A 13265-nucleotide genomic window follows, 5' to 3' on the forward strand; every position below is an offset into this window, starting at 1 on the left:
ATTGCCCTATGACGAGTAGAAACCAGGCAGAAGTGACGCAAACCGTGATCCTCCCGCAGTCGAAGGACGCGCTGTTTATCACCCTCGGCTTCAAAGAAGGCGGGGAGCAGGCGGCGCTGGAGGTGCTCTCCAGCCTGTCCAGCCTGACCGGCGGCGTGGGCTTCCGCTACCCGGAGGCGCACCTGACCGCGGTGGCCGGCGTCGGCGCGAAGATGTGGGACCGCCTCTTCGCGCTGGACAAGCCGGAGCACCTGCACGAGTTCGTGGAGCTGCAGGGCGCAAAGCACCACGCGCCGTCCACCTCGGGCGACCTGTTCTTCCACATCCGCGCCGACGAGTACGACGTGGCCTTCGAGCTGGCGCGGCGCATCAACGCGATCGTGGAGGACGACATCGACTACTACGACGAGGTCCACGCCTTCCAGTACCAGGACTTCCGTGACCCGCTCGGCTTCGTCGACGGCACGGAAAGCCCGCGCGGCCAGGAGGGCGTCGAGGTGGCGATCATCCGCGACGGCATCTGGAAGGGCGGCAGCTACATCGTCGAGCAGAAGTACGTGCACAACCTCAAGTCCTGGAACGAGATGACCGTGGAGGAACAGCAGGAGGTCATCGGCCGCACCAAGCACACCGACGAGGAGCTGGACAACAAGGCTGCCAACAGCCACGTCGCCGTCAACCAGGTAGAAGACGAGGACGGCAACGGCCTAGAGATCGTGCGCAACAACCTCTCCTTCGGCGACGCGCTGGGCAAGCAGGGCACCTTCTTCATGAGCTACGCCCGCGACCCGCGCGTGACCGAGGTGATGCTGCGACGGATGTTCATCGGCGAGCCGGAGGGCAACTACGACCGCATCCTGGACTTCTCCGAGGCGCTGACCGGCTGCAACTTCTTCGCTCCGCCGCGGGTGTTCTTGGATCACTGCGCCGACTACGCCCACGAGCACCTGCGCCCCGAGGCAGGCGAGGAGCCGAACCAACCGGCGATCAACTTGCCGCAGGGCAAGGCCGTCTTCCCGGACCGCGCCGATGTGCCCACCTCCCACAACGCCGAGGACGTCGCCGCGGCGAAGGCCCGCTACGACGAGGCGCTACGCGGGCAGCAGTAGCCTGACCACAAGCCCGCCTTCGGCCCGCGGCGAGAGTTCCACGGAACCGCCGTGGGCCTTTGCTATTGCCTTGACCAGGGCCAGGCCCAGCCCGTGGCCTTCGCCGGAGGTGCGCCGCGCGCGGGCAAACGGCTCGGTCCAGGTGGCCACCTCTTCTGGGGCGAGCACATCGCCGCCGGAGACGACGGTGATTTCGGCGGCGCCAGGGGTGCCGGGGTCGCCGGGGATGCGCCGCAACGAGAGCCTGGCGGTGCCGGGCGCGCCGTGGACGACGGCGTTGCGCACGAGGTTGTCCACCGCCTGGCGCACCAGGGCGGGGGAGGCCTGAACCGAAACCTCCGCGGCGTCCACCAGCACGCCGCGCTCGGCGCCGACCTCGCGGCACACGGCGGCGAGGTCGACGGTGGTGCGGTCGCGAACCTGCACGTTGGCCAGCTGCAACAGCGACGAGACGGTCGTGGCGCTTCTGGCGTTGACCTCCCGGATGCGTGACAGGGCGGGGCGCAGGTCGGCATCCTCGCCGCTGAGGGCCACGTCGGCGACGGTCTGGATGGTCGCGATCGGGGTCTTGAGCTCGTGGGAGGCGTTGGCGGCGAAACGGCGCTGGCGCTCCACCGCGTCCGCGAGCTCGTCGAGCATGGCGTTGAGCGCCTCCGAAAGCTCGCCGACCTCGTCGCGGGGCCCGTCGTAATCGATGCGGGCGGCGAGGTTGCCGCGGGTGACCTCGCGGGCGTCGTCGGCGATGGCGCGCAGCGGGGTGATCACCAGCCCGGCCACGAACCAGCCCACCACCCCGGCGAGCGCGGTCAGCAGCGCCAACGCGCCCAGGGAGGCGGTGAGGATCCTGTGCAAGATCTCGTCGGTCACGGGCACCGCGCCGTCGATGACCACCCCGTCCGGCCCGGCCGGAAACTCCGCCATCACCGGCACAGGGGTGAGCTTCAAATACGCGTACACCAGCCCGATCAGCGCGCAGCCGACGCCGAGCACGGTGGCCACGAACATCACGGTGATGCGGGCGCGCAGGCTGAGTTTGCGCATCAGCGCTCCTTTTCGGCGACGTAGTAGCCAGCGCCGGTGACGGTGTGCACGATGCGCGGCTCGCCGAGCTTTTTGCGCAGGTGAGACACCGTCACGCGCGGGGAGTTAGTGAAGGGGTCGGCGTTTTCGTCCCACGCCTCGGCCAGCAGGTCCTCGGCGGAGATCACCCCGCCGTCGGCCTCCATGAGCACTTGCAGCACCGCGAACTCCTTCGGGCTGAGGCTTACCGGTTCGTCGCCGCGGGTGACCTCGCGCCGGAAGGTGTCCAGGCGCACGTCCCCGCAGCGGTACACCTCGCCGCGCGCCGGGGCGTTGCGCTTGGTCAGGGCCCGAACGCGCGCCACCAGTTCCGGCAGTTCGAAGGGTTTGGCCAGGTAGTCGTCGGCGCCGAGGTCGAAGCCCTCCAACCTGTCGTCCAGCGTGCCGGAGGCGGTCAGCATGATCACGCGCGTCATCGGCTGCGTGTCCACGATCCGGCGGCACACCGCGTCGCCGTGCACCCCGGGCAGGTCGCGGTCTAGGACGACGACGTCGGGCGGGAGCGCGTCGATAAGCTCGAGCGCCTCGAAGCCGTCGTAGGCGACGCGAGTTTGCATGCCGGCGCGTGCCAGCCCGGTGGCGATGGCGTCGGCTAAAAAGGCCTCGTCGTCCACGATCAACACCCTGATTGTCATGGTGGAGATGGTAAACGCCGCGATGTTGCGGCGGCATAAACACGCGCGTTAATGCTGGTGCAACACCGGGGTTTCTAGCTTGAGCTGACATGCAGACCAGAATCGTAGGCATTGACGCGGCGCGAGCCGTGGCGCTGGCCGCCATGATCGTCGCCCACCTCACCGCGCCCACAGGGGTCGCGGCGCAGCTGCTTTTCGGCTTCCCGGCGGGACTGTTCGCGTTGCTGGCCGGGGTGTCCATGGAGCTCATGCGCGCCCGCCCGGTGCAGTTCGCTGTGCGGGGTGCGTGCCTGATCGCGCTGCACGTCGCGCTCGTGCCGTTCGCCGGCACCATTGAGGTGGTGCTGGGCACGATCGGGGTCTGCATGATCGCGCTCGCCTGGGCGCCCCGGCTGGATTCGGCCTGGCTGGCCTGGCTCGCCGCGGCGCTCACGCTCGGTTCGGCGGCGCTTGCCCCGTCCGCTTCCCCGTACCCGCCGCTGATGTGGGCGGCGCTCATGGTCTCCGGGATGCTGTTTGCCCGGCACATGCCGTGCGTGCCGGGGCTTGTGGTCGGCGGGGTGCTGTTCGCGGCCGATGTGGCGTTGCGGTGGTGGGTGGCGCTGCCCCCGCTTCTCGACGCCTCCGGTCACACCGGCGGGCTTGCCGATGTGGTGGGCACCGTTGGGGCGTCGCTAAGCATCTGCTCCCTGTGCTGTTTAGCCGGGCGCTGGCTGGGGTGGCTCGCGCCGCTGGGGCGGATGACGCTGACGCTGTACTGCCTGCACGTGCTGAGCGCGCAGTGGGTGGGGGTGTGGCCGAGTCTGCTGGGTGCCGCGCTGCTCGCGTACGGCTGGCTGGCGGTGTTCGAGCGCGGTCCTTTGGAAAGTATTGTTCGCCGCCTGGTGGCGGTGGTTGGAAAGGTGAAAAATGAAAAAGTTGGCGTTTAGCGTTGCAGTTGGTCTCACTTTGGCGGCGCAGCCCGCGTGGGCGATGGAATCCGAGCAGTTCGCCGGAGATGTCGCGGAAGCGGAACCGGTGGTCTCGGTGCGCGTGGACGACTCCGACCCCGACGACGGCGTGTGCACCGGCACCGCTATCGACCCGCACTGGGTGATCACCGCGCGCCACTGCGTGGAGGCGGCAGCCAAGGCGGGCGGCTCGGTGCGCACCGGGCAAGGCGACAACCAGAAGGTGTACAAAGTAGACCGCCACGAGGTGGCTCCGCGCGGCGACATCGCGCTGCTGCACACCGAAGAAGACATGGGCCTGAACAAGTACGCTTCGGTGGCGGATTCGGTGCCGGACGGGGACGTGAACATCTACGGCTGGTCCTCCGACGGCTCCGGCGGCTCCACCCGCCTGCCTTCCGCCGAGGCCACGGTGCGCGGGGAATCGCCGATGGCGCTTTTCGACGCCCCCACCGCCCTCGACGTCGCCCTGAACCACGGCGCGCGCATCCAGCCGGGCGACTCCGGCGGCGCCATCTTCGCCGACGGCAAGGTCGCAGGTGTCATGTCGGCCGGACTGTTCGAGGACCCCAACAACCCCACCGAGGAGGAGATGACCTCCAACGCCGCGGTGGCGGTGGCGCCGGTGGCGGAGCAGGCCGAGTGGATCCGCGGCGTGGTCGCTGGTGAAGCTGGTACTGCTGGTGCTGGTGCTGCTTCGGATTCGGCGTCGAGCGAATCTGCGCAGCCCTCCGCCTCCCTGCGCTACGTGGTCCTCGGCCTCGGCGCGCTGGCGCTGGTGGCGGCCGGCCTGTTCATGGCCACCCGCCGCAAGGGGGCTAGCGCTTAGCGATCGGCCCAAGCACCCTGTCCACCGCAAACGGGAACAGCAGGGCCACCAGGTTCGCGAGCCCGAAGGCGCCCGCGATGGCAACCGGGATGATCCAGCCGAGGTCCTGCGAGCTCGAGCCGTTTTCGGCAGCGGGTGCAGCCGGGGCGGGCTTGTTCGGTTCCGGTTTGTTCGGTTCCGGCTTGCTCGGTTCGCGTTTGTCCGGCTGAGCCTGATCCGTAGCGGGCGCGACCTCGACGGGCACGGCCACCTCGGTGCCGGCGTCGGTGGTGATGCGCAGCTCCTGGGCGCCCGACAGGCCTGCGGGGACGGTCAGCTTCACGGTGGCGGTGCCGTACTCGTTGGCCGTCAGGCCCTCGTTGTCGGGGGAGATGGGGGCGCTGGCTTTAGCGTCGCCAAGCATCGCGGTGGCGGTGGTGGCGGTCTCGCCCTGGTCGAACAGCAGCGAGCTCAGCTCGATGGTCGCCTCCTCGCCGGCCTTGAGCGGGGCGGGCAGGTGGACGCCGACGTTGGACTGGCTACGGCGCTGCGCCTGGCCGCCGCCGAGCGCCTCCACGAACGCGTTGAGGTCCACGTACCCCAGGTTCGCCGGGGCGGTGCCGCGGGTGAAGGCCTTGAAGTTGTCGCCGCCGCCCAAAAGGAACGTGGAGCCGGCCACCACGTAGGTCCTCTCCGGGTCGATCGGGGCGCCGTCGACGGTCACTGACGTGATCTTCGAGCCGACCGGCGCCTCCGGATCGTAGGTGTAGGAGACGTTATCGGAGATGCCCAGGGGGAACATGGGGCGCTCGGGGTCGTCGCGCCACTGCTCTTCCAACGCGGCCACGACGTCGGAGCCCTTCAGCTCCACGTAGGTGTTTTCGCCGCCGAAGGGCTGCACGGAAAAGGCCTGTTCGTAGGTGACGTCGCCGGCTTCGATCTCGGCGCGCACACCACCGGCGTTCATCACACCGATGTCTGCGGTGACCGACGAGTTTTTGGACACGCCCTGGCGGGTGGCTTCGGCGATGTAGTTGTTCAGCTGGGACTCCTTGTCGCCGGCCTTGTACATGTCCGCGTCCGCGCGGCCGATGACCTTCTTGCCCTCGGCGCCAGCCTTCTCCAACGCGTCCTTGACCACCGCGTCGATCTCCGGCTGCGGGGTGTCGCAGGCGCGGATGGCGTCGGCGTCTAAGAACTCGGCGTTTTTCACCGTCAGCTTTTTGGAGGTGCGGTCGAAGCTGAAGTCCACGTTGGCCAGGTTGTTGCCGTAGAAACCGGCCTGGATGAGCAGCGGCTTTTCGCCGGCGGGGGCGATGACCTGGTGGGAGTGGCCCAGAAATGCCACGTCGACCGCGTCGGAGAACTCGTTGGCCTTGATGCCGCCTTCGTGTACGAGGGCAACCACCACGTCCGCCTCGCCGTCCTTTTTCAGCTTCTCCGCGAGCGTGTTCGTGGTTTCTACCGGGTTGTTCCAGGTGATGCCTTCGATGGACTTCGGGTTGACCAGGTTCGGCATGTCGTCGGTGACGGTGCCGACGAAGGCGACCTTCGCGCCGTCCAAGTCCTTGACCACGTAGTCCTTCGTGTTTTTGACGGTCTCGGCGTTGGCGGCGAGGTAGTCGAAATTCGCTGCCTTGGTCACGTTGGTGGAAAACTCCTCGGCGCCTTCATCCAGTTCGTGGTTGCCCAGCGCGGAGACCTGCAGGTTCATCAGGTTTAGGATTTCTAGGGTGGGTGCGTCGTTGAGCAGCTTGGAGGCGAAGGGGGAGGCGCCGATGTTGTCGCCGGCGGAGGTGAAGATGTGGGTCTTGCCCGCGGCGGCTTCGTCCACGGCGCACTTGAGGTGGGCCGCGCCCGGGACGCGCTTCGTTTCCTCCCAGTAGCCGTGGAAGTCGGTGATGTTGGAGATGGTGAACTCGGAGGTCTCCGCCGCCATCGACGCGGGGGCGAGGACGGCCGCCAGCGCGGCGGTGGTGGTGGCGGAGATCAGGCGGATGCGGGCGGACACGGCGGGCCTTTCTGTTGTGGGGTATGTGAGAGCAACCTTAGAAAGGCCGTTTTGCGGTGAGGTTTCGCGCAGGTGAATTTTTGGTGTTTTACGTCGCGGGGCAGCGCACGAGGAGGTCGCCGCCGGGTGCGAGCAGGAGGGCGCCCAGGCAGCGTTGACTAGTGCCACAAACTATTCGAACTCGAGGCAGGAATGCCCCACGGCGAAAATGCGCATGCTTACACACCTAGCCTGCAGGGAGGTCACACCTGCAGGGGCGTGAACGTGTCCTTTGTTGGCGGGTGGTCTGGAGGGTAAAACGCTGGGTCGTGTCCCGGGCCGTGCGCGCAGTTGCACCGGCCTTTCGCGGCATAGATCCTGCTCACCGCCGAATGTTTCGCGGGGACCGACTGGTTGAATTTCAACGGGTCACCGGGGCGCCGTCGGAACCCTGACCTGCCCGTATTCGGGTCGAAATCCATGTACCCCTTGTTAAAGGAGCCGTCTCTGTGGTCGTTGTTACACCTGTGGTGCTCGCGACACAGCCCGGTGAGGTTTTCGATGTCGGTGTTTCCGCCCTTGATCCACGCGAGGATGTGGTGCGCCTCGCACTCGGTCATCGCGGCGGTGCAGCCGAGCCAGGAGCAGACCCCTTGCACCGCGAACATGGCGATGCGCTGCGCCACCGACGCGAGACGGCTGGTGCGCCCCATCCACAGCGGCACGGAGCTGACCCCGTCGACCTGCAGCAGGAAGTCGGTTGTGCCGTCCATGCCGAGGCGCACGAGGTCGAAGCAGTCCACCTCGATGCCGGTGTTGGTGTCGAAGAGCATGGCGGCGTCGCCGTCCGCGAGGTCGTCGAGGGTCAGCGCAAGCACCACGGACGCGGCCCCGTCATTGGATTTCTGACACTGCTCCTCATACTGCCCGAAGATGGCGAAGAACTGGTCGAACCGGCGTTGCTGCGGTGTGCGCGAATCCGCCTCGCCCTGCTGTTCCTCCGGCAGGTTCGAGTTCGGCGCCAGCCCCTTGTCCATGTGCGCTTTCATCAGCGCCGCGTGGCCAGCGGTGGCGTTGATGTGGATGTCCACGGTGCCGTCTGCCTTGCGACGGCCAAAGGAGACACTCCTCTTTTCAAACCCAGCGTTCGGGTTGGAGTGCGGCGCGTGCTTCCGGTTTGCCGCGTCTACCGCCTTGCGCACGAAAAGACGCAGGTCCTCGGGGCTGCGGTGCAGCGCTTCCTCCATCGCTTCGGCGTGGATGCGGGTGCGCTCGCAGGATGCAGCCTTGAGTAGCTTGTCCAGCTCGCGCCGGATGATGTCTTGCTTTTCCGCGCTGACCTTCGACGAGTTTTCGCGCGCTTTCTTCTGGCGGGCGCGTTCTTCCTCGGCTGCAGCCTCCGCGGCGGCGTGGGCTTCGGCCTCGGCGTCCTCCTCGGACATGTCGAACAGGTCCTCTGCGTCATCGGGCAGGGGAGGGGTGGGCTCCGGCGGGGCGCCGTACAGCAACCGGCCGCGCTCGAGGCGGTTATATGCCTCACTCTTGGATAGGTCCAGGCACTGCTGCAGGTACGCGTTTGGGTAGTTGGCTCCAACGATGCGTCCGGCATCGTCCCGGTCGGCGATAAAGGCGAATGCTGCGTCGATAGTCGCCTTCTTTTTAAACTGCTCCTCTAGGCGCTCCAAGTCGTGCCGGACGTCCTCAAATGCGAGGGCGGAGGGGTCCTCGAACAGTGTGCTAAGTGTGCACAGCGCTGAAGCAATCTCGTTGACGCACCGGGTGATCTCGCTGGTCATGGCCCCTCCTTCCCGTCAAAAACGCAGTTTGTTGAAAGTAATGAACTCAATCTAACAACGCGTCCGACACGGCCATCGAAAAATAGAACAGACGTTCGAAAGGGGGTTAACGCAGCACTTCAATGCCCGCGTTGTCGTTGAGTATGAGCTGGCTGCCGAAGGGCAGGCTACCTCGGACGAGTACGAGAACTACTCAATGAGAACCCGCAGCCGCACCCGCTTTCCTGCGTATTCGTCCCAGCCGTGGGTGTTGTCGAAAGTCCCGTACTTGTTGCCTCGGTTTCAACCCCATCAGGCTCCGCAACCTCCTCGGACTCCACCAGCTCGCCCGAATCCGGATCCACCCACTGCGTGGACGTGACCACCACGGTTTCGCGCTCGCCACCCCCGGCGCAACCCGAAACCACGCCGACAGAACCGATTACAGCAAGCGCGAGCGCGCGAGGAATACGCACACAGGAAACTCGGGACTATTTTCCAAGCTCTCTGCGGCGCTCGGCGGCGAGTTTCAACCGCTCGGCGCGATCAGAACGTTCCTTCTCTAACAGTTCCTCGAGGATCTCGTCCTCCTCGTCGGAGATGTCGAAGACGGTGTACCAAGCGACCGCGAGAATGCCCACCACCGGCCACACCACCCAGGCGTAGTCCAAGTCAAGCCCGATCTGCAGTACGAAAAAGATCGCCAAGCCGCCAATGAGCGTGGCGTAGATCGCGGTGTCCAGCTTCCGCTTCGCCGCGAGTTTCTCATCTAGCTCGACCTCGGACGGCGTCCGCTTCTCCAATGCGACCGGTTCGGCCGGGAGGTCGTCGAAAAGCGCTGAGAGCTCCCCGCGCGTGCGCGCCACCGCGGCCTGACCTGTGCGTTCCTCGAACTCGCTGACATCCAGGTAACCGTCCGTGAACAGGGTGCCCAGCCGGTCCAACGCTGCCGAACGTTCGTTGTCGCCGACGCGAATCTCGCTCATTTTCTCTCCCAACTTGTGCTTGCCCCTGCGGCAACCTGTTCAATCGCACTCATGGCAGATGGTAACGAGTACACGATCGGCGAGGCGGCCGAGGCACTCGGCGTGTCCACGAAGGCCTTGCGCCACTGGGAGACGCTGGGGCTTCTTGAGCCAGCCCGCACCTGGGCGGATCACCGCATCTACACGGAAGCGGACCTTGAGCGGGGCGCGACGATTGCGCTCTACCGCGGCGTTGGCGTGCCGCTTGCGCAGATCGCCACGCTTATCGACGCCTCCGGTGCCACCCTCACCCGCGCACTCAAGCACCACCAGGAAGCCCTGGCCACGCAGAAGCGCGCGCTGGACGCGCAACTCGCATCTGTCCAGACCCTCATCCAACAAGCAACGAAAGGATCCATCGACATGGACGCAATGAAGAAGTACCTCGGCGAAGACATGCCCGCTTACCAGGCTGAAGCCGAGCAGCGCTGGGGCGATACCCCGGAGTGGGCAGCATCTCAGGAGAAACTCGCGCAGATGGGCGAGTCCGACTTCGCCCGCCTGCAGCAGGAGCAGGACGCGCTCGCCGCGGACCTGGTCGCTGCTCGCGACGCCGGTGTCGAGCCGGGGTCAGATGAGGCCGCAGCGCTGGTGGAGCGCCACCGCGAAAGCATCGCGCAGTGGTACGACGTGACCCCGGCCCGCCAGCTCATCCTGGCGCGCATGTACGTCGGCGACCCGCGGTTCCACGAGGCGTACGACGGCGCGCAGGATTACCTGCTCGAGCTGGTCACCGCCCACGCGAAAGCCGAGGGCGTGGACGTGGACGACCCACAGTGGGACTAGACGCTAGACGGGGCAGACGACGGGTACGCCGCCATCGTCGAGCACACGTGCGCGGATGCCGTAGACCTCTTCCAGCAAGTCCGGTTGCAGCACCTGGTGGGGAGTGTCGTGGGCAATGACGTGCCCCGCTTTGACCACCAGCAGCTCGTCGCAGTACCGGGCAGCCAGGTTGAGGTCGTGGAGAGCGACCAGCGCGATCTTGTCCGACTCGTGGACCTCGTCGCGGACGATTTGCAGCAGCTCGACTTGGTGACGGAGATCGAGGGCGGACGTGGGCTCGTCGAGAAGCATGACGCTCGGCTCACGCACAAGCATCTGGGCCATGGCGACGAGCTGCCGCTGACCGCCGGACATGTCCGACACCAAGCGGTCGGCCAGGTGGGTGATACCCAGCCGCTGCATCACGTCTGCGCTGCGCTCGAGCGGATCCCACGACGCGTCGCCGCGGCGGCGGGCGGAGACCATCACCGACTCGAACGCGGTGAGTGAGGCGCTGCTCAGCAAATCCTGCGGCACATAGCCGACGGCTCGCACACGCTGCTTGCCGACGAGCTCCGCATCACCCACGCTGACGGAAACCGAGCCTTCAGTTGGCTGCTTGATCCCCGCGATGGTCTTGACCAGAGTCGACTTGCCCGCCGCGTTCGGGCCAATCAACCCGACCACGCTGCCAGGTGTCAGGGGGCCGAACGACAGCGAATGGAGAATGGTGGTGCGGCCGTAGGCGACCGTGAGATTTTCCGCGCGAATCGACATGACTTACGCCCCCTTCCGGCGGGCACGGGTGAAAATGAGGAACACGAAAAACGGAACGCCGACCAGCGAGGTGATGATGCCTATCGGGATGGCCACGCCCGGGATGATGGAAATAGACACCGCGTAGGCCAAGCTCAAAAGCATCGCGCCGGCGGCAGCCGCGCCGGGGAGGAAGAACTTCTGGTCCTCGCCGACAAGCATGCGTGCCACGTGGGGGCCGACCAGGCCGATGAACCCGATGATGCCGGTAAACGCCACCGACGCGGCGGCGAGCACCGAAGCGACAAGCAGGGTGGTGATGCGCAACCGCTTGACGTCGATGCCGAGGGCGGCGGCGCGGTCGTCGCCAAGCCGCAGCGCGGTCAGCCGCCAGGCGTTGGCCAAGCAGAAGGGGATTGCCCCCGCCAAAATGACCGCCAAGATGATGTTTGCGGTCCAGTTTGCGCGCTGCATCGAACCCATCGTCCAGAACACAATCTGCTGCAGCGCCTCGACGTTCGCACCGTACTGCAGCAGGGAAAGCAGGGCTTGGAAGAAAAAGGACAGCGCAATGCCCAACAAAATCATGGACTCGGCAGTGGCGCCGCGCCACACCGACGCCACAGCGACGACCGCCACCGCGACAAGCGCCGCCAACGCGGCGATGAGCGCCAAGTTGAACTGCGGATTCGCAATGAGCGTCCAGCCCATGACAATGGACAGCGCGGCACCGAACGCCGCCGCAGCGGAAATGCCCAACGTGAACGGCTCCGCGAGTGGATTGTCCAAGATGGTCTGCATCTGCCCGCCCGCCAAGCCGAGGGCTGCGCCGCACAGCACCGCCATCACGGCTGCAGGCAGGCGCAACGTCTGGATCACCACACGAGTTTGCTGGTCCACCTGATCCGGCCGGAACACTGCGTTGAACACGTCGGAGACCGAAAGATCGAGCGGCCCGACGATGACGGCGAAAAGAAAGCTCGCAGCAACGGCGACCGTCAGCCCCGCAATCGCGAGCGCCTTAGTGCGCCCGCGCTTGCGGTAGCTGTCAATCGCGGCTCGACGAGCATCCGCGGCCAATTCCGATCCTGCAGATACGTGCGTGGTCATCTACTGATTGTCCCCCGGGTTGGCTGGATCCATGAAAAATGCGCCGGTGTACTCGAACGGCATCCACTCCTTGTGGAACTGCTCGAAGTCTCGCTCAGGATCGAGGTCGCCGAACTCCTCCGGGTGGATCCACTTCGCAAACGCCTCGAGAGCGAAGACGTTGAACGGGTTGTCGTAGAACTGGTGGTAGACCGCGTAGTAGTTGCCGGTCTTCGGGGCGTCGAGAAGCTCCATGCCTGCCTGGCTCAACGGGCCGTCGCACGTCTCCAGCGCGAGCTCCGGGTTGGACTGGTAGCCAAGCTCCACGTGGCGGAAAGCTTCCGCCTTATCCGGATCGCGCGCCCACTCGCCGCCGGTGACAATGAGCTTTTCTGGGTTGAGCTCAACGAGCTTCTCCGGTGTGAGAGTCGTCGTGTCCGTCCCCAGCACCTCTGGGCCGAGGTTGTGCCCGCCCGCCGCGGTGACGAGCGTGCCGAGGTGGACATCGCCCGCGACCGGGCAGCAGTCGCTGAACCCGGCTGCAGTCCAAATCAGCACATCCGGTTTCTCCGTCGTCTTCGCCGCGCGCTCAGTGATGTTCTTGACCTTCTCGGTGTAGAACTCGTTGTACTTCGCGGCGCGTTCGCTCTGCCCCAGCAAATCGCCGAGGAGCTGCATGGAGACCGGGGTGTTTTCCAGCGGCTTCTGGCGGAAGTCGATGAAGGCGTAAGTCATGCCCGCCGCGTCCATGTCGGCGAGCAAACCGCTTTCCTCCACGGACTTCTTCTGATCCAGCGTCATGATCACCACGTCCGGATTCTGTGCGAGCAGGTTCTCCACGGTCACGTCGCCCTTTTGAATCGCGCCGATTGCAGGCATGTCCTTCGCCTCGGGCTGCAGCTCGAACAGTTTGTCGCGGAACGCCCCTGCGGCCTTTTCCAGGTCCTGCCCGTACGCGACGACGTTGTCGAGGGGCTTGTCCTGCAAAAGGGCAGTGGCGTAGGCGGCGCGGCCTTCTGCCAGCACGATGCGTTCCGGCAGCTCTTCGAAGTCGATTTTCCGTCCGGCCGCGTCGGTGACCGTGATGCTGCCGGCGGTAGCTCCCGGCTGGGAGGCGTTGTCGGTCGACGCGGTCGAGGCCACCTCAGGCGCAGTGTTTACCGGTGACTCTGCGTCCTGGCCGTTTTCGCTGCCCGCGCAGGCAGCAAGTCCGAGTGCGGTTGCCAGGGCGACAGAAACGGCGCCGATTCGGTGTGACAGCTTCACCACTTTCCCCTTTGTGT

12 protein-coding genes are annotated in these 13265 nt (G+C 66.0%); 4 read left to right on the forward strand and 8 right to left on the reverse strand.

Features of this window, described 5'->3' with window-relative positions; all coding sequences use genetic code 11:
* Positions 1–8: 8 nt before the first annotated feature.
* Complete coding sequence (locus CFOUR_RS04075; RefSeq protein WP_290180041.1) at positions 9–1109, forward strand: Dyp-type peroxidase; 1101 nt, start codon at positions 9–11, stop codon at positions 1107–1109.
* Here CFOUR_RS04075 and CFOUR_RS04080 read toward each other — a convergent pair.
* Both CFOUR_RS04080 and CFOUR_RS04085 read right to left on the reverse strand, forming a co-directional pair.
* A complete protein-coding gene (locus CFOUR_RS04080) occupies positions 1092–2150 on the reverse strand; it encodes a sensor histidine kinase (RefSeq protein WP_290180043.1) in 1059 nt (352 codons plus the stop codon). The genes CFOUR_RS04075 and CFOUR_RS04080 overlap by 18 nt on opposite strands.
* Positions 2150–2824: a response regulator transcription factor gene (locus CFOUR_RS04085; RefSeq protein WP_085957505.1), complete on the reverse strand. Its 675-nt coding sequence runs from the start codon at positions 2822–2824 to the stop codon at positions 2150–2152. The genes CFOUR_RS04080 and CFOUR_RS04085 overlap by 1 nt, the downstream gene beginning before the upstream one ends.
* 89 nt (positions 2825–2913) lie before the next feature.
* On the opposite strand from CFOUR_RS04085, the gene CFOUR_RS04090 reads away from it, so the two are divergent.
* On the forward strand, positions 2914–3753 hold the full coding sequence (locus CFOUR_RS04090) for a DUF418 domain-containing protein (protein ID WP_085957503.1): 840 nt from the start codon (positions 2914–2916) through the stop codon (positions 3751–3753).
* On the forward strand, positions 3734–4603 hold the full coding sequence (locus CFOUR_RS04095) for a trypsin-like serine protease (RefSeq protein WP_085957506.1): 870 nt from the start codon (positions 3734–3736) through the stop codon (positions 4601–4603). The genes CFOUR_RS04090 and CFOUR_RS04095 overlap by 20 nt, the downstream gene beginning before the upstream one ends.
* On the opposite strand, the gene CFOUR_RS04100 is transcribed toward CFOUR_RS04095, so the two are convergent.
* The 3 genes from CFOUR_RS04100 to CFOUR_RS04110 form a co-directional block, all read right to left on the reverse strand.
* Positions 4593–6593, reverse strand: a complete 2001-nt coding sequence (locus CFOUR_RS04100; RefSeq protein ID WP_290180046.1) for a bifunctional metallophosphatase/5'-nucleotidase — start codon at positions 6591–6593, stop codon at positions 4593–4595. The genes CFOUR_RS04095 and CFOUR_RS04100 overlap by 11 nt on opposite strands.
* 242 nt (positions 6594–6835) lie before the next feature.
* Entirely contained in the window at positions 6836–8368 is a 1533-nt protein-coding gene (locus CFOUR_RS04105) for an HNH endonuclease signature motif containing protein (RefSeq protein ID WP_085957507.1), read from the reverse strand.
* Positions 8369–8838: 470 nt separating this feature from the next.
* Entirely contained in the window at positions 8839–9333 is a 495-nt protein-coding gene (locus CFOUR_RS04110; protein WP_085957508.1) for a DUF1707 SHOCT-like domain-containing protein, read from the reverse strand.
* 51 nt (positions 9334–9384) lie between these two features.
* Between CFOUR_RS04110 and CFOUR_RS04115 the strand changes: the two genes are divergently transcribed.
* On the forward strand, positions 9385–10158 hold the full coding sequence (locus CFOUR_RS04115) for a MerR family transcriptional regulator (RefSeq protein ID WP_085957509.1): 774 nt from the start codon (positions 9385–9387) through the stop codon (positions 10156–10158).
* Positions 10159–10161: 3 nt separating this feature from the next.
* Here the strand turns inward: CFOUR_RS04115 and CFOUR_RS04120 are convergent, their stop codons facing one another.
* Genes CFOUR_RS04120 through CFOUR_RS04130 form a run of 3 tightly spaced genes read right to left on the reverse strand, consistent with a single transcriptional unit; the run spans position 10162 to position 13248 of the window.
* The gene (locus CFOUR_RS04120) at positions 10162–10914 is read right to left on the reverse strand and encodes an ABC transporter ATP-binding protein (RefSeq protein WP_085957510.1); all 753 of its coding nucleotides are present in this window, start codon (positions 10912–10914) and stop codon (positions 10162–10164) included.
* Between the two features lie 3 nt (positions 10915–10917).
* The gene (locus CFOUR_RS04125) at positions 10918–12003 is read right to left on the reverse strand and encodes a FecCD family ABC transporter permease (RefSeq protein ID WP_085957511.1); all 1086 of its coding nucleotides are present in this window, start codon (positions 12001–12003) and stop codon (positions 10918–10920) included.
* Positions 12004–13248, reverse strand: a complete 1245-nt coding sequence (locus CFOUR_RS04130; protein WP_085958415.1) for an ABC transporter substrate-binding protein — start codon at positions 13246–13248, stop codon at positions 12004–12006.
* Positions 13249–13265 lie beyond the last annotated feature (17 nt).

Source organism: Corynebacterium fournieri (assembly GCF_030408775.1).
GTDB classification, from domain to species: Bacteria; Actinomycetota; Actinomycetes; order Mycobacteriales; family Mycobacteriaceae; genus Corynebacterium; species Corynebacterium fournieri.